At 38.9% G+C, this 15,250-nt stretch carries 18 protein-coding genes; 6 read left to right on the top strand and 12 right to left on the bottom strand.

Going from position 1 to position 15,250, the window contains the following annotated elements; genetic code table 11:
* Positions 1 to 3 precede the first annotated feature (3 nt).
* The gene (dapA, locus tag PUND_RS17575) at positions 4 to 921 is read right to left on the bottom strand and encodes a 4-hydroxy-tetrahydrodipicolinate synthase (protein WP_010388964.1); all 918 of its coding nucleotides are present in this window, start codon (positions 919 to 921) and stop codon (positions 4 to 6) included.
* Between the two features lie 172 nt (positions 922 to 1,093).
* Here dapA and PUND_RS17570 point away from each other — a divergent pair, with 172 nt between their 5' ends.
* Positions 1,094 to 1,747, top strand: coding sequence for a DUF6058 family natural product biosynthesis protein (locus PUND_RS17570; RefSeq protein ID WP_010388965.1), 654 nt, complete (start codon positions 1,094 to 1,096; stop codon positions 1,745 to 1,747).
* Positions 1,748 to 1,885: 138 nt separating this feature from the next.
* Here PUND_RS17570 and PUND_RS17565 read toward each other — a convergent pair whose 3' ends face one another.
* The 5 genes from PUND_RS17565 to PUND_RS17545 form a co-directional block, all read right to left on the bottom strand.
* Complete coding sequence (locus tag PUND_RS17565) at positions 1,886 to 2,140, bottom strand: hypothetical protein (RefSeq protein ID WP_010388966.1); 255 nt, start codon at positions 2,138 to 2,140, stop codon at positions 1,886 to 1,888.
* Positions 2,141 to 2,405: 265 nt separating this feature from the next.
* A complete protein-coding gene (locus tag PUND_RS17560; protein ID WP_010388967.1) occupies positions 2,406 to 3,086 on the bottom strand; it encodes a DUF4145 domain-containing protein in 681 nt (226 codons plus the stop codon).
* A gap of 377 nt (positions 3,087 to 3,463) precedes the next feature.
* Positions 3,464 to 3,751 carry a putative quinol monooxygenase gene (locus PUND_RS17555; protein WP_010388969.1) on the bottom strand — a complete coding sequence of 96 codons (288 nt, stop codon included), beginning with the start codon at positions 3,749 to 3,751 and terminating at the stop codon, positions 3,464 to 3,466.
* 66 nt (positions 3,752 to 3,817) lie between these two features.
* A complete protein-coding gene (gene dkgB, locus PUND_RS17550) occupies positions 3,818 to 4,633 on the bottom strand; it encodes a 2,5-didehydrogluconate reductase DkgB (RefSeq protein WP_010388971.1) in 816 nt (271 codons plus the stop codon).
* A gap of 149 nt (positions 4,634 to 4,782) precedes the next feature.
* Complete coding sequence (locus PUND_RS17545) at positions 4,783 to 5,955, bottom strand: MFS transporter (RefSeq protein ID WP_010388973.1); 1,173 nt, start codon at positions 5,953 to 5,955, stop codon at positions 4,783 to 4,785.
* A 115-nt stretch (positions 5,956 to 6,070) separates the two neighbouring features.
* Between PUND_RS17545 and PUND_RS17540 the strand changes: the two genes are divergently transcribed.
* Positions 6,071 to 6,958: a LysR family transcriptional regulator gene (locus PUND_RS17540; protein WP_010388974.1), complete on the top strand. Its 888-nt coding sequence runs from the start codon at positions 6,071 to 6,073 to the stop codon at positions 6,956 to 6,958.
* Positions 6,959 to 7,071: 113 nt separating this feature from the next.
* Positions 7,072 to 8,112 carry a metal-dependent hydrolase gene (locus tag PUND_RS17535; RefSeq protein ID WP_010388975.1) on the top strand — a complete coding sequence of 347 codons (1,041 nt, stop codon included), beginning with the start codon at positions 7,072 to 7,074 and terminating at the stop codon, positions 8,110 to 8,112.
* A 342-nt stretch (positions 8,113 to 8,454) separates the two neighbouring features.
* On the opposite strand, the gene PUND_RS17530 is transcribed toward PUND_RS17535, so the two are convergent.
* The 3 genes from PUND_RS17530 to PUND_RS17520 form a co-directional block, all read right to left on the bottom strand.
* Entirely contained in the window at positions 8,455 to 9,363 is a 909-nt protein-coding gene (locus tag PUND_RS17530) for a GGDEF domain-containing protein (RefSeq protein ID WP_010388976.1), read from the bottom strand.
* A gap of 5 nt (positions 9,364 to 9,368) precedes the next feature.
* Positions 9,369 to 10,175, bottom strand: a complete 807-nt coding sequence (locus tag PUND_RS17525) for an alpha/beta fold hydrolase (RefSeq protein ID WP_010388977.1) — start codon at positions 10,173 to 10,175, stop codon at positions 9,369 to 9,371.
* Between the two features lie 266 nt (positions 10,176 to 10,441).
* Positions 10,442 to 10,711, bottom strand: coding sequence for a hypothetical protein (locus tag PUND_RS17520; protein ID WP_010388978.1), 270 nt, complete (start codon positions 10,709 to 10,711; stop codon positions 10,442 to 10,444).
* A gap of 232 nt (positions 10,712 to 10,943) precedes the next feature.
* On the opposite strand from PUND_RS17520, the gene PUND_RS17515 reads away from it, so the two are divergent.
* Together PUND_RS17515 and ykgO are read left to right on the top strand one after the other, a co-directional pair.
* On the top strand, positions 10,944 to 11,210 hold the full coding sequence (locus PUND_RS17515) for a type B 50S ribosomal protein L31 (protein WP_008463845.1): 267 nt from the start codon (positions 10,944 to 10,946) through the stop codon (positions 11,208 to 11,210).
* Positions 11,207 to 11,341: a type B 50S ribosomal protein L36 gene (ykgO, locus tag PUND_RS17510; protein WP_004586489.1), complete on the top strand. Its 135-nt coding sequence runs from the start codon at positions 11,207 to 11,209 to the stop codon at positions 11,339 to 11,341. The genes PUND_RS17515 and ykgO overlap by 4 nt, the downstream gene beginning before the upstream one ends.
* A gap of 50 nt (positions 11,342 to 11,391) precedes the next feature.
* On the opposite strand, the gene PUND_RS17505 is transcribed toward ykgO, so the two are convergent.
* Together PUND_RS17505 and PUND_RS17500 are read right to left on the bottom strand one after the other, a co-directional pair.
* The gene (locus tag PUND_RS17505; RefSeq protein ID WP_010388980.1) at positions 11,392 to 11,778 is read right to left on the bottom strand and encodes an OsmC family protein; all 387 of its coding nucleotides are present in this window, start codon (positions 11,776 to 11,778) and stop codon (positions 11,392 to 11,394) included.
* Positions 11,779 to 11,787: 9 nt separating this feature from the next.
* A complete protein-coding gene (locus tag PUND_RS17500) occupies positions 11,788 to 12,177 on the bottom strand; it encodes a cytochrome b562 (RefSeq protein WP_008463840.1) in 390 nt (129 codons plus the stop codon).
* 134 nt (positions 12,178 to 12,311) lie between these two features.
* Here PUND_RS17500 and PUND_RS17495 point away from each other — a divergent pair, with 134 nt between their 5' ends.
* Positions 12,312 to 13,391: an ABC transporter substrate-binding protein gene (locus PUND_RS17495; protein ID WP_010388981.1), complete on the top strand. Its 1,080-nt coding sequence runs from the start codon at positions 12,312 to 12,314 to the stop codon at positions 13,389 to 13,391.
* 76 nt (positions 13,392 to 13,467) lie between these two features.
* On the opposite strand, the gene PUND_RS17490 is transcribed toward PUND_RS17495, so the two are convergent.
* Positions 13,468 to 15,246, bottom strand: coding sequence for an alpha-amylase family glycosyl hydrolase (locus PUND_RS17490; protein WP_041709399.1), 1,779 nt, complete (start codon positions 15,244 to 15,246; stop codon positions 13,468 to 13,470).
* Positions 15,247 to 15,250 lie beyond the last annotated feature (4 nt).

Raw genomic sequence — 15,250 nt, 5'->3', positions numbered from 1 at the left:
AATTTAAGATAAAATCAAAACTTTACTAATATCCACACACTGCGCTCGGCTACCGACAAAATCTTGCTCATTAAGCTGATTAATTAGCGTTTCACCTTGTTGCTGTTGCTCATCGTTGAGCGGCACGTAAGGCATTCTAAAAACGGGGTTAACCGCACCTGTCATGATCATCGCGGTGTTAATGGCAATTGGGTTTGGCTCGCAAAACAGCCAGTTCATTAATGGTTGTAATGAGTTATTAAGCGCATCATTTTTACTATCCATTAATTGACGGAACAACCCTGGGATCAGGTTAGACGTAACTGAAATAACACCATGTGCTTTATGGATATGGCGTGCATCGTGTGCTTCGTCATCATTCCCAGACCAACACGCAATACCTTGTTGTTCATAGTGCGCTATACGCTCATTGCCACCACATTCTTTAACACCAATAAAGTGCTCATGCTGTGCTAGTGGTTCAATAATATCAGGGGTGAGGTCTTGACCTGTGCGCCCTGCTACGTTGTAAATAAACGCCGGACCAATATCAAGCACACGTTTAAAGTGTTCTTTAACACCGGCAATTGATGTGCGCCCGTAGTAAGGGTTAATTTGCAATGAGGCATGCATGCCGCTGGCAAAACCATATTTAGTTGCCTTAATTGCTTCGCGCGTATTATTACTTCCGGTGTTGCCTACAATCAGTAATTTATCACCAAATTTATTGGCACTGTGCGCAATTAGCATTAAGTGCTCTTCCCAGTTCATTAACTGGCCTTCACCGGTGGTGCCACCAACAACTATGCCGTCAACACCCGCTGCAATTTGTATTTCAACGAGTTCATCATACTTTGCAAGATCGATCTCACCATTGGCTAAGTAAGGTGTTTTAATTGCAGTAATAAGGCTTGCTTGTTTAATTTGTTCTAGGGTGCGCATAAAAAAATCATTGTTATTAATACTTGGCCTATTTGTACCATATTTACCGCGCTATTTGCAGTGATAGCCAGTATTTAATTATAAAATGGCTTGTGTTATTGGGTTTGATGATACAAAATAAAAAACTGTATAAATAAACAGTATTTTGTTTTTTACTATTAAGCGAGCCACTATGCGTTTATCTGACTATTTAAGCACTCACTTTTATCACACTGATGAGTTATGCCAAGCACTCAACATAGACACTGAAACTCTTGAAGATTGGCAAGCTCAAAGCATTTTTCCTAAGCCAAGTTATTGCATTAAAAACCAGATGAGTTGCAGCTCTTATTCAGGGTTATATGAATGTGAAGAATACGACGATTATTACCCCCGTGGCTGTGTAAACTGGGGTCAAGGATTAGTTAAGCAAAAAATTGAGTCATCTAACCAGGCTTTTAATCTGTTTGCCCAGCACTATACCCAATGTTTGGCAAAGCTTGCACAGCAAGGCTTTATATTTAACGAAGAATTGTTTGGCTGTGAAATAGAAGAGCATTTACAGCAAGTGTGGCAACAATTTTTATGCAGTAAATATGGGGTGCTCACCCAAAACGGCTTAATTGATGAAATTGTGGCTGTGGATATTGGCAGATTATCAGTAGACGATATAACCGAACTGCGCAGCAAAGCCAGTTTAGATAAAGATGAGCGCACCCGTATTCACCCTGCCATGAAGCTTTTAAATAAAGCCCTTAGCCATGGCGCCGATCACGAAAAGCAACTCACATTACGTAGCCGCTATATTGATGCCCTTATTTTAAAATACGACTTATCGATTAAATAAAGGGTAGTGTTTGGCTGGGGGATTTAGCTATGTATGGATTGTTGGTTTTATTAAGCAATGCCAACACTGTGCTTTGCGGCTTATTTTTTAGTGCAACGAGACAAACAGTCCGACAACTAAGCCTTGTTAATTGCAGATTTACGATTTAGATATGATTTCATTAACCGCATGAGATACATCATCTTTTATTACTGACTCTTCAATAATTGGTATTACCCATGAGGCACCAAGCATTTCTAAAGAAGAGCGCCAATCTTTCCATAACTTTCCTTCAATGGTATCAAGACTATCAAGTCCAAATCTTGAAGATGCCCCCCACTGAGCAATTGAAGGAAGCTTTGGATCAACACTTTGCGCACCTAAAATAAACGGACGCTCCATATGGTCTGACATGATTGCAAAATAATACTCTACTCTTTCGGTCTTGCTTAGAAATCTAGAGATAATCTTCATTTTCCACCATTCTGCTTCTGTCTTAAAATTAAAGATGGGAGTCCTGTTAATGTGTTAATTTCCTATCTGCACTGAACAAAATCTAGTTTGAAACATAGAAGGTACAAAATTAAAAATGGGTGTCTTGTTAATTTTGTTATAACGCTCACATAAAAGGCGGAGCGTCAGCGAAGCCCAGCCCGTAGGGCGATTTTTGATGCGTTTTTTATGTTCGTTGCATCGACTGCATATACTCTTGAGTCATTAGGCTGCTAACGACCCAGTGAATTACTAAGTTGATCAACAGTTTAAGATCACCAATATCTTTGTCTTTCCACTTGCGTTGATAGTGTGTTTCATCGTTGCCCAACCAAACTGCACGAGTGGCACATTCTTTGACATTTATGTCAGTGATATATTGATTAATGCATTGCATCAACATCATTTTCCTGATCTTTTCAGCATCATCAGTTTGTGATGATACACAGTAATCTTTTATCAGGAACTCAAGTGCTTTTCGATAGCCCATACCACAAACTTCACTCAACCCAGCTTGCTCTGCATTTGTTGATTGGTTGAATATTTCAACAAAACTTGGGGATATAGTGGCTATTCTTTCATCAAACTCAACTGTTTTAAAGAGATTAGGTGTCGAATGCGTATAAGTAAAATAGCCATCTCTTGCACCTTTACTTTTAGACTTTCTCTCAAAGTGAGCAAGAAACAGATGCCCACATTTAAGTGATGGACATTCGTATAGTCCCTCTAAATATCGACTCCAATTCGAATTCTCTGTATTAATTTCTTTAAATATCTCAGTTCTGTTTGGAGATACTAAATGATTGCAAACAGGACAACTGTTTGGCTCTTGATCTATTTGGATGCCATTTCTACCAATATTAATCATTTTTCCTCCGTAGAACATAACAATTTAGTCTACGACATCTATCGGTTTATAAACCGTCAAATGTCCATACATTCCTTTTGTATTTATATTAACCATCAAAGAATATTTGTAAACAACTAGTTATCTCCTAACCTGTTTATGATTATGCAAAATTATACCAAAAAGGGTGTAATCAGTAATATCAGGCAACCCTGTACTACCGATGCAAACAGCAGTGTCTTATTAAAGATAACTATTATGAAATCGCCTTTATAAACGGCTTTGGGTTTAAAAGAACAGCGGAGAAAGGATGATATTTGAAGGGGGTATTTGGAGATGATATTTCAAAAAAAGAGCTGTAAGTTACAGCTCCTGCTTTGCTATTAACTGAGAGTCATTTAACCGATAGTTTTATACACATCAATATTAATAGAGGTAATAAATTCACCTACTGCATCACCAAACGCTTTAAAGTGTGGTGCGTTTTTATGGGCTTCAAAATGCTCATTAGACGCCCATTGCTCACTCACTAAATAGCTAGTTTGCTCAGCATCGTTTTTAACTGATAGCTCGTAACGCAGGCAGCCTACTTCTTGGCGCGAGGACTGTTGTAAGTTTTCGAGCTCGGTTAATAGACGCTCTGCATCGCTATTTTCACTCGATAGTGTAGCAATTACCGTTAACATGGGTGTTCCTTGTTTAAAAAATAAAGGTGCAGCTCAACTGCACCTGTTTTGGTTCTGGCTTTTTGGTTATTGATCCCACTGTGGTGCAAAGTCGGGCGTTGCTTGGCGGTCGTTGCAATCAAGGCCATCAATTCGCGCTATATCTTCATCATCAAGTTTAACTTTGTCGTTAAAGTTATCTTCTAAGTTTTTACGCTTAGTCGATGATGGAATGGTGGTCATGCCATTGGCATTTTCCCATGCAATAACCACTTGCGCTGGCGTTGCATCGTGCTTGTTAGCAATATCAATAATGGTTTGATCTGTTAATACCTTACCCACAACAAATGGCATATAGGCGGTAACATGAATTTTATGTTGATCGCAAAAAGCGCGCAGTTTAGTGTTGGTTAAATATGGATGTACCTCAATTTGATTAGTGAATATTTCGCGAGGATCTAAGGTTTGCATTGCCTCATTTAAGTTGGCAATGGTGAAGTTAGATACACCAATATGTTTAGTTAATCCCAGCTTTTTTGTTAATAGCAGCTCGGTTAAATATTCACTCATGGGTTCATTATTTACCGGTGCTGGCCAATGAATTAACAATAAGTCGACATAATCAAGCTGTAGCTTCTCTAAAGATGTTTTAACACTGTCAACAAAGTCAGCTTTGTTGAGCTTGTTATTCCATACTTTGGTGGTTATAAATAATTCTTCACGAGGAATATTGCTGTCTTTAATTGCTTGGCCAACTTGCTCTTCATTGCCATATATTTGCGCGGTATCAATGTGGCGAAATCCAACTTCTAACGCCATTTTTACAGATTCATAAGCTGTTTTACCTTCTAAACGAAAAGTACCCATACCTAAATCTGGCATTTCAATTACACGTTGTGTCATAGCTTTATCCTTGTTTAATAATAGGTTTAAAATTCAAACGACGCGTTTACTAAATACACCTATTACTTTTTTTGATTTAAAATTTTGACCTCATGTGAATACTGAGGTCATTAATTTTTATTTCAAGACTAACCTATATGAGTTCGGCTTTATTTAGCCTGAACATTATGTTTATCTAGCCTGCCACTGTATCGAGTGACTATTAAAGCCAGTAATGAAACAACGGCCCCAATCCATGCGGTATCTTTTAGTTCCATATGCTCGACTACAAGCCCCCCTGTAACAGAGCCTAAGGCTATTCCAATGTTAAACGCCGCGATGTTTAAGCCCGATGCTACATCTACCGCATTAGGAGTGTGCTTTTTTGCCTGTTTTACTACATAAAGCTGCAATCCTGGTACATTACCAAATGCAAATGCCCCCCATATTAAAATAGTCAGCACTGCGGCTACTTTTGATTCCATAGTAAAGGTGAAAGCCAATAAAATAATTGTTAACGCGCTAAATATAATACTCAGTGCACTAATTGGGCCTCGCTTGTCGGCTAATTTTCCGCCCCATATATTACCAACAGCTACCGACACACCATAAACCAGCATTATTAAACCAATAGCGGATGGTGCAAAGCCAGTTTGCTGCTCTAATATAGGCGCTAAATAAGTAAACGCGGTGAACGTTCCGCCGTAGCCTAATATAGTCATTAAATAAACGAGCAATAAGCGCGGCTTAACAATAACCTGTAGCTGCTCTTTAAACGTCGCCGGAATAGACTGCTTTAAGTTTTTTGGTACTAAAATAGCGCTGCCAATTAGCGCAATTAAACCTAATGCCGAAACCACTAAAAACGTTGCACGCCAGCCAAAGTGCTGGCCAATCCATGTTCCTAATGGCACACCCGTTACAAGCGCTACCGTAAGGCCGGTAAACATAATTGCGATAGCGCTCGCCTCTTTGTCTTTACTTACTAAGCTTGTTGCTATCATTGAGCCAATAGAGAAAAATACACCGTGAGCTAAGCCTGTTAGTATACGTGCCAGTATTAGTGTTTCGTAACTCGGCGCTTGCCAAGCTAATAAATTACCCATAACAAATAAGCCCATAAGACTTATAAGTACCACTTTTCGGTTCCAGCGACCCGTTAATGCAGTGAGTACCGGTGCGCCAATAGCTACACCAACTGCATATAAGCTCACTAGTAAGCCTGCTGATGGTAAGCTCACGCCTAAATCGTTTGCAATAGTTGGCACTAAACCCACTATAACAAACTCGGTTGTTCCAATTGCAAATGCGCTTAAGGTAAGCGCCCATAAAGCCAATGGCATAAATACATCCTCATTTTTAATATAGATGCATAGTGTGTGTAAAAACTCCTTTGCAATAAATAGCATAAATGGCAAAATACTTTTGTTTATTTTGCAAATATAAATGAGTGAATTTATGCCTGTTCAAGCTAAAACTGAAGATCTAGAAATGTTTATTACCATTGTTGATTGTGGCAGTTTTTCCGGTGCGGCTAGTTTACTTGATTTAAATGTAGCTAAGGTTTCAAGAGCGCTATCTCGCCTCGAAAACAGGCTAAACTGCACATTACTAAACAGAACAACTCGGCGCTTAGAACTGACCGAGGAAGGGCATATATACATAGAATATGCGCGAAAGGCTTTAAACACGCTGCTCTTAGGGGAAGAAACAATAAAGCTACTTAAGCAAGCACCTAGCGGGCACTTGCGTATAGATGCAGCAAGCCCTTTTGTTTTACATCAACTAGCGCCACTAGTTAATGAATTTAAAAAGCAATACCAGCAAATCACGCTCGATATTACCTCACACGACAATATTATTGATTTACTTGAGCGCAAAACAGATTTAGCTATTCGCATTGGAGACTTAAAAGATTCAAACCTGCATGCGAGAAAATTAGGCCAAAGTAAATTAAAATTGGTCGCAAGCGCTGATTATTTAAAAAATGCGCCACCGTTACAGCAAGTTTTAGATCTTAAAAACCATAACCTAATTGGCTTCAGTGAGCCCAATACTCTTAATCAATGGCCCTTGAAGCATGAGCAATCACTGCACTTTGATTTAAGGGCTAGCAGCGGCGAAACCATTAGGCATTTATGTATTGCTGATCAAGGCATAGCACTTCTCTCACAATTTATGATTGCAGAAGATTTAGCCAAAAAACGATTAATAGAAGTTTTACCCCACAGCGTGAGTAGCCCAAATAATCGAGAATCTATTTATGGCGTTTATTACAAAAATGGGGCGGTTTCTTCCCGTATCGTTGCATTTTTAGATTTTATACAACCGCGACTAAGTTTATAAATCGCTTTTAAATTGAGTTTAAAGAGCAACTTAATGAAATAATTTACATTATTGACGGTTTTAAGATTAAGCTGAGTATAAACACTGCAGTTGCATTATTTGGATGAGGTAGTATGGATTCTTTAACACAAGTCGCATTAGGCAGTGCCGTAGGCTACGCGGTACTAGGCAATAAAGTAGGTAGAAAAGCCGTTGCGTGGGGCGCTATTTTAGGCACTTTACCCGATCTAGATGTATTTTTACCCTATGGCGGCAGTGTAGAGGCATTTACCTATCATCGCGGTTTTAGCCATTCTTTATTTGTGCATTTATTAATAAGCCCGCTGATTGTGTGGCTAATATTAAAAATACACACAGGCATGCAGGCTTATAAAGCTCGTTGGTTTTGGTTAGTTTTTTTGTGCTTATCAACACATGCTTTATTAGATTCACTCACCGTTTATGGTACTCAGCTAATGTGGCCCTTAAGTGAATACCCTTTTGGGGTATCCAGCATGTTTATTATTGACCCCCTTTACACCTTACCGTTATTAATTGGTTTAGCTTTTACTTTATTACCTAAAATAAGCACAAGTAAAGCCTATAAAATCAATGCAATTACACTTAGCCTAAGCACAGCGTATTTATGCCTTGCCTTTGTGTTTAAACTCAATATTGACGACAAGGTAAAAACAGCACTGAACAATCGCGATATTGACGCAACCGGCTATATTAGTACGCCTGCCCCGCTCACTACTTTACTTTGGCGTGTAGTAGTGATGTCTGACGGTCACTACTACGAGGGTTACGCCTCCGTGTTTGACTCGCCCAGTGATGTAACCTTAAATGCCTACAATACAACACCGTCTTTAATTAAGCCTATTGACAACCAATGGGGCATACAAAGGCTACAATGGTTTACAAAAGGGTTTTATTCTATTCGCCAGCAAACCGATAACGTGATTTTGTCAGATTTAAGAATGGGTATGGAATGCCAATATGTATTTAACTTTGTGGTAGGTGAGCAAGCTGACTCGGGTATTAAAGTGGGTAGTTTTGAGCGACTCTCTCAGCGCCCTAGTTTTAGTAATGCCGGTAATATTTGGCAGCGAATTTGGCAACCTGAAGTCTCGCTGGCATCTCCATTGGCTAAAAATAACTGCTCGTTGCCATAATTAAGGGTTAAGCAAGCACTGCCTGTAAAAAGAGCCAAACAACATTGTTGCTTAATCACTTGAATAGGGTCTGTTGACCTTTCAAGGTTATATTTGCAGCAGTCTGTTTGGTATTTAGGCAAGGCAGAGCCTATGTAGTGTGGTTATTCCCCATAAATAAGCGATAACGCAGCATCAATGCCAAACAGGGGCTGCCCGAAGGGTTCTGCCTAGGGGCAATTTACTCTTTGTTGCTCGGTTTTTACTTAGCCCACTAGGTTACAAATCTCGCGTCGCGATTAAACCGCTCCTAGTTTGAACAAATTTTAATACGCAAAGGTCAACAGACCCTAGTAACATGAATTAAGAATGCATGTAAGTGGTGTTTTTGCCGTTTGCCTTAGCCTGATAAACAGCGTTATCAGCATGCTTAAACAGCTCTGTAAACGTGCTGTTACTATCACTCATACATGCACCTACACTGACTGTTAGCCCTTCACTGCCCACTTTTATTTCAGCAATTAATTGGTGTAGTCTTTGGCAAAATATTAAGGTATCTGCACTATGGGTGTCGGGCAGCATAATTAAAAACTCTTCCCCACCATAGCGTGCAACTAAATCAGTTTGTCTGCTTATTTTTTTAAGACATTGGCCTAGTTCTTTTAGCACCCTATCGCCCTCTAAATGACCATATGTATCGTTGATCTGTTTAAAATCATCAATATCAATCACTAATAGTGCAACTGAGCGGTGTGTTCTTTTTGCTTGTTCGAGTAATAAAACACTGCGGTAATCCATTTCACGCCTGTTTAATAGCGATGTTAGCTCATCGGTAGACGCTAAAGATTGCAAGCGCTCAGTTTGTGCTTCTAGCTTTTCCCGTGTTTTTATCAACTCATCGTAGAGTTTATCTCGCTGCGTAGCATTAAAAAAGCTCCAGTATATAAACCCCTTTTCGTCAAGCTGAGCATTAACGGTAACCGCCATTCGCTCCCCCTGAGCACTGAGCATAATTAACTGCATTTCTTGGCATTTTTTTTCGTGTATTAAGGTAGGAAGCACATAACTTTGTAAAAATATTTTTGAAGATTTAGTTAGGATTTTGTCAATATACTTGCCAATAAGTTCATTGCAATGCCAGTGTAGTTCCTTTTTAAAATAAGTATTTACATAAACAATTACGTTATCCGCATTGGTCACCAATGCGCCACTTAAAAAGTAATCAGCAGAGTAATCTGTAACTCTATTATCATCTAATTGATGCAGTGGCATTAAGGTTAACTCACAAAGTCAATAATCGAACGGCCGACTGTTTCTGGGTGAGTCATATGAATACAATGACCATGTGCGCTTATAACTTGGAGCGTAGCGTTAGGTATTTCATTTGCGACAAATTCGCCTACAGATGGCGCGGCTAAAGCATCATGTTCACTTTGTAAAACTAATGACGGCTGTTTTATATGTTTAAGCGTCGCGCGATAATCAGATAAAAAAGTGGCTTCTGCAAAGGTTTTTGCAATCAGTGGATCGGTTGAACAAAAGCTCCCCGATAACTCGGCTATAAATTCATCAGGGTGAGAACTACCCATAACTAAAGGTGCTAAATAATTGGCCCAGCCAATGTAATTTTTATCCATCAGGTTAAGTAGCTCATGCAAGTCTTGTTTTTCAAACCCGCCAAAATAATCAGGGGGTAAATTTAAAAAGCACGGTGAAGGACAAACCATAACAAGCTGAGTAAATAACTCTGGCTGCTCAATGGCGGCAAGCGCCCCAATTGTTGCGCTAACAGAGTGACCTATAAAAGTCACATCGCTTAGAGCAAGTGCGCCACATATCTCAAGTACATCTTTGGCATAGCCATCAAGGGTCGAATAACGCTTTTTGTTGTATTGAGAAATATCAGACTTACCAGAGCCTACATAATCAAACAGCACTAAAGTAAAATGTTGCTCAAGCACTGGAGTAACAAACCGCCACATATTTTGGTCACAACCAAATCCGTGAGCCAAAACCAAGGTTTTATCACCCTTGCCAATTATTTTGACGTTGTTTCTTTTGCGTATTTCATTTAAGTGCGGCATTAGAATGATCCTTTTCTTTGTTCACCCAATAAAAGTAGTATATTTATTAAACATAGTGAGGGCTACTGTTTATATAAATAAGTTTAACTCATTGCAAAGCTTTATACATCAATTAGTTAGATGAAAAATCATCAAGAGAAAAAGTACATACTATTGTATTAAAAAGTGTGATTATTTATTTTGCTTAGGGATAAAAACACACACTTTTGTTAACATTAAATTAGCCGGCATCATCTTAAATAAAATGGCTATTACAACCAAACGGATTAGTTCTGGTGCTCGTACTGCCCACGATAAACTTCAAATACTTTTAATACGGTGTGTTGTTCTTTTGAAAGCGCGTCAAACCAATCGTCAAATAATTCATCATCTTCTTGTTCGCTTAATGCTAAATAATGAGCAAGTAATTCAATGATGTCGTTATGAGAACACCCTAACGAATCAACTTGTTTAGCCAATATACTGTGGTCACGCTCTCTGAGAGTATCCATGACTCCTTGGTCGATTTGGTCTTGTTGTGCCTGAGCGTCACTCATAAAACTACCTCTATTAACGTTATTAAATTCTTATTATTTTGTTCGCTGAGTCTAGTTATAGCAGCCTAAATACTAATAGCCAGTACTTTTGATCTAAGTGCTTATTTTTTGACTATTTTGTGCAAATACAAAGCAATTACACTGCGTTTAAGGCTATTTAAAATGATTTGCAAAGGGAAAATAAATACGTTAAATTAAATGATATACTATCACATAACACTAAAGACATTTTATGAAGCCCAATATTCACCCTGATTACCATGTGGTTGCTTTTCATGATACTGCAGCTGATTCTTACTTTATTATTGGTTCAACCATTAAAACCAATCGCACTATAGAAATTGAGGGTAAAACATACCCTTATGTTCCTATTGATGTCTCAAGTGACTCACATCCATTTTATACAGGCAAACAAAAAACGCTCGCTACTGATGGACGCGTTGCGCAATTTAATCGTCGGTTTAAAAACCTCTCTACAGCTAAAAAGGAAAGCAAATGAAAGTTTTAAGTTCATTAAAAAGTGCAAAACAACGACCAGGTTGTCAAATTGTAAAGCGCAAAGGGCGAGTATTCGTGATATGTAAAGATAACCCTAGATTTAAAGCTGTGCAGGGTATGAAGAAAAAGTAGCAAGATAAAATAATGCCGAGTTTATACTCGGCATTATTATTAGGGTCTGTTTATTTAACTACAACAGAAAACTCAGGCACTGCTTGAATAACCTTTTTCACGGTACATGTATTCACCGCAGCAATCAGCGCTTTTTTATATTTATCTGGGAAACCTTCTGGCAAGCCAATTTCGATTGAAAAAAGCTTCTGACCGTTTTCATCTACATTTTCGTTATTTTGTGTCAGTGTCATCCCCTCGGTCGAGATCTCTCTTTGCTGACAAAATTTACGCGCATAAAAACCAGCACACAACACCATGCTTACTAAAAAATAGTCAAACGGTTCTGGATGTTCTGCATCACCACCAGCGTTTATGCTTTGATCGCTTATAACTTCATGCTCACCAAACTTAGCACTTAATTTTTGACCGTCTAACATTGAAACCGAAATTTCCATTACTAATCCTTATTTTCCAAACAATAATTCAAAAAAGCCTGGAGGCTCATGTAATTTGTGATATTTTTTGCGTAAATTATCAATTGCTTTAAGTGGTTTTTTTGCCGCCTCAAGCCCCTGCTCGTTCGCTGCTTTTTTGGCTAACTGAGCTTGAGTAAGTACCTTATCTAGCCCCTGCACCGACTTTTCGGCTTCTTTATAAAATTTGGCTTGCTTACTTTGCTCTATCAATTCAATAAACTCATCGATAGCGCCATTAAATTCTGCTAACTGGGTTGCTTCAACACTTTGTTTATAAGCAAGCCCAATGTTTTTCATGGTCTTTTCTAAGTCGCTCATTTCATTAGCGGCAACTGTTTGGCTAAATATTAATACCATTAACAACAAAACTGCTTTCATTAATACATCCTAAAAAATAATTGCTGCATACATGCTAAACTTAGTGGGGTATTATATAGCATAACGCCTAGATGTCACCAAGGAGCACTTTAGCAAGGATAAAATTGAGCTTTGAAAAGTTTATAGAGAAATGTATGTCCTTGTTTAAATTATACCGCCTGCTAACGTTTACCTGCCTTCTGTTGGGTAGTTATAGTGCTTATGCCCTAGAAGTCATATTTATTAACCCTGGTTTTTCTAACACTGAAAATGCACAGAACAGCACCGGAAACTTTTGGTTTGATGTTTCTAAAATCATGCAAAATGCAGCCACTGATTTAGATGTTACATTAACGATAAAATACGCAAACCGAAATCATATTTTAATGAAAGAGCTTATTCAGCAGGCTATAAATGATAAGCCCGATTATCTGATCCTCGTAAACGAAAAAAATGTTACCAGTAAGTACCTCTCTAAAATAGACAGTAAACATGTCCCTATTTACTTTTTATTAAATCGCCCCTCGCCTGCGTCAGTTGATAAGTTACGCAAAAATGGCACTAATATAGTCGGTAGTATTACCCCAAATAATCGCGTTGCAGGCAGATTATTAATGCAAGAGCTTTATAATACGTTTTCTAAAAAAACAACAACACAAGCACATACCCTAGCGTTATTAGGCGATTATGCAACGCCTGCTTCTATTATGCGTACCCAAGGGTTAATGGACTTTTTAACGCAAACACCGCAAGTTACGTTAATCGCTAAAGAGGTTGCCAATTGGTCTGAGCAAGAAGGTTTTAGAAAAACCTTAGCGTATATGCAGCAAGCCCCAGAAATTAACATTATATGGTGTGCGAATGACGCCATTGCGTTTGGCGCAAAAAGGGCATTAAAGCAACTAAACAAGCAATCGCAAGTTATTGTGGGTGGTATTAACTGGGAGGCTCCACCTAATAATGGTTCAGAGCTTGATGTATCTATTGGAGGCCATGTGTTGTTAGGCGCTTATGCCCTAGTTAATTTGTTCGACAACCATACTCAACCAAAACATAGCCCCTTGCTTCATCGTCCAGCTGATATTTTTTATCCGCTTAACGCTGCGAACATCCCGTTATACAACGCGATAAATAAAACAGGACTAGCTGAAATAGACTTTATGCAATTTAGTAAAACACGCGCTGACTGGCATGAATTTACTATAGAGAATTTACTGTTAGCGCTTGAGAAGTAGCACTGTAAAGCCCCTTTACAGTACTATTCCCTTATTTAAAACTCTGAACGCATTTTGCCTACCATAATAAATGTCCCTATGCCTTATTGGATAACCAAAGCGTTTGATAGGGTTCTAACAGCATGGTTTGTTGGGATTCATCAAGTGTTGTTTTAGAAATTAGCTCAACCCATTGCTGGGTATTTATTAAGTTTAAGTCGGCTAAGGTTAAGCTTTGTGGCTGACTGCTAATATTATAAACACAAAAAATACTTTGTTGGCGGTCTATACTTTGTCGCCAAAAACCAAATAACCCCTCTCCTAAGTGCAAAGTAAATTGTGTAGCATTAGGATGGAATGCAGCTTGCCTTTTACGCACTGATAATAACTGTTTTATTCCCTTGAACACCTGGTAATGGTGGCTGTATTTTTCTTCAATAGCCGCTAATAATTTTGATTCTTGCCAGCGATGACGATTAATTGCGCGATTGTGCTGCGAATTTTCAAAGCGCTCATAGTCATTAGTTGTGCCAAGTAAACTATGTATGTATAGCCCCGGTATTCCTTCCATAGCAAACATAATGGCATGGGCACACAAAAAACGCTCAAGCCCATATTTATCTGCGCCATTATGCGTACCTTGTAAGGCATCAAACAAGGCAATATTTAGCTCATAGGGGGTATGTGTACCATCGTGACTGGTGCGCATTGAAACACGACCCCCAAATTGCATGGTCGTACTTACTAACGAAGCAACTTCACTCGGTTGTAATAAGCCTTCAATTGGCCTCAAACCAATGCCATCATGAGAGGCTATAAAATTAAAATATGCGGTACCGTTTTGCGCTGGCGGCATGCTCATCATCCAGTGCTTAAGCGCGGTACTATCACCACTAAGTAAAGTGTGCAATAACAACGGCGGCAAAGCAAAGTTATAAATTGCATGGGCTTCGTTGGCATTACCAAAGTAAGATAGGTTTTCTTGATTAGGAATATTGGTTTCGGTAATAATCACCACTCTGGGCTCAGCATGCTCAATCAGCGTTCGCAGTAAACGCACCACTTCATGGGTTTGTGGCAAGTTTATACAACTGGTGTTGAGTTTTTTCCATAAAAAGGCCACAGCATCAAGGCGAAATAGGCGAATACCGTTATCTAAATAGTGGCGAATAATGCCAACAAACTCTTTTAAAACCTCAGGGTTTTCAAAATTAAAATCCACCTGATCATGACTAAATGTACACCATACATGCTTATCACCGCTTGCTGTGGCTACCGTATGTAATAATGGCGAGGTTCGTGGGCGCACTACTTGGCTTAAATCATCAGTTAAACTGGCTGTTTTAAAGTAGTCTTTCCCTGGGTGAGTATCGGTTAAAAAGTTTTCAAACCAAAGGCTTCGGCTAGAACAATGATTAATCACTAAATCAGCCATTAACTTTACATCTTTTGCAATCGCGTTAATGTCTTGCCAATCGCCCAGCGCTTCATTAACTTGCGCATAGTTCATTACCGCAAATCCTTCATCTGAGCTGTACGGATAAAAAGGTAAAATATGCAGTGCATTAAGCTGGTGATCGCACTGCTCTTTTATAAAGCGATGCAAGGTTTTTAACGGCGCCTCTAGGGGAGTTCCAACTGCTAACTCACTGTCTTCATGATTTATAATAGAATCGCCATAGGCAATTAAAACAATATCTTGTTCATCCCAGCGATTAGTGTGCGGCGTGGGATCGCGAAGTGGGTTATTACCTAGTATCAAGGTGATTAATTCTTCAGCCAACTCAGCTACCGACATAGGTAACTCAACCCCTTGATAAATAGTATGTAAATGTTGTTCGACTCGTTGAAAAAACTGTTCCCTAACTATGTCCACAGGC

This window comes from Pseudoalteromonas undina (assembly GCF_000238275.3).
Lineage (GTDB): Bacteria > Pseudomonadota > Gammaproteobacteria > Enterobacterales > Alteromonadaceae > Pseudoalteromonas > Pseudoalteromonas undina.
Note: the sequence above shows the minus strand (reverse complement) of the source record. Positions and strands in the feature narration are given on the sequence as shown.

Bases quoted from the DNA above. Each gene is read 5' to 3' on its own strand.
- dapA (WP_010388964.1), bottom strand. From the start codon at position 921: ATGCGCACCCTAGAACAAATTAAACAAGCAAGCCTTATTACTGCAATT.
- PUND_RS17570 (WP_010388965.1), top strand. From the start codon at position 1,094: ATGCGTTTATCTGACTATTTAAGCACTCACTTTTATCACACTGATGAG.
- PUND_RS17565 (WP_010388966.1), bottom strand. From the start codon at position 2,140: ATGTCAGACCATATGGAGCGTCCGTTTATTTTAGGTGCGCAAAGTGTT.
- PUND_RS17560 (WP_010388967.1), bottom strand. From the start codon at position 3,086: ATGATTAATATTGGTAGAAATGGCATCCAAATAGATCAAGAGCCAAAC.
- PUND_RS17555 (WP_010388969.1), bottom strand. From the start codon at position 3,751: ATGTTAACGGTAATTGCTACACTATCGAGTGAAAATAGCGATGCAGAG.
- dkgB (WP_010388971.1), bottom strand. From the start codon at position 4,633: ATGACACAACGTGTAATTGAAATGCCAGATTTAGGTATGGGTACTTTT.
- PUND_RS17545 (WP_010388973.1), bottom strand. From the start codon at position 5,955: ATGCCATTGGCTTTATGGGCGCTTACCTTAAGCGCATTTGCAATTGGA.
- PUND_RS17540 (WP_010388974.1), top strand. From the start codon at position 6,071: ATGCCTGTTCAAGCTAAAACTGAAGATCTAGAAATGTTTATTACCATT.
- PUND_RS17535 (WP_010388975.1), top strand. From the start codon at position 7,072: ATGGATTCTTTAACACAAGTCGCATTAGGCAGTGCCGTAGGCTACGCG.
- PUND_RS17530 (WP_010388976.1), bottom strand. From the start codon at position 9,363: ATGCCACTGCATCAATTAGATGATAATAGAGTTACAGATTACTCTGCT.
- PUND_RS17525 (WP_010388977.1), bottom strand. From the start codon at position 10,175: ATGCCGCACTTAAATGAAATACGCAAAAGAAACAACGTCAAAATAATT.
- PUND_RS17520 (WP_010388978.1), bottom strand. From the start codon at position 10,711: ATGAGTGACGCTCAGGCACAACAAGACCAAATCGACCAAGGAGTCATG.
- PUND_RS17515 (WP_008463845.1), top strand. From the start codon at position 10,944: ATGAAGCCCAATATTCACCCTGATTACCATGTGGTTGCTTTTCATGAT.
- ykgO (WP_004586489.1), top strand. From the start codon at position 11,207: ATGAAAGTTTTAAGTTCATTAAAAAGTGCAAAACAACGACCAGGTTGT.
- PUND_RS17505 (WP_010388980.1), bottom strand. From the start codon at position 11,778: ATGGAAATTTCGGTTTCAATGTTAGACGGTCAAAAATTAAGTGCTAAG.
- PUND_RS17500 (WP_008463840.1), bottom strand. From the start codon at position 12,177: ATGAAAGCAGTTTTGTTGTTAATGGTATTAATATTTAGCCAAACAGTT.
- PUND_RS17495 (WP_010388981.1), top strand. From the start codon at position 12,312: ATGTCCTTGTTTAAATTATACCGCCTGCTAACGTTTACCTGCCTTCTG.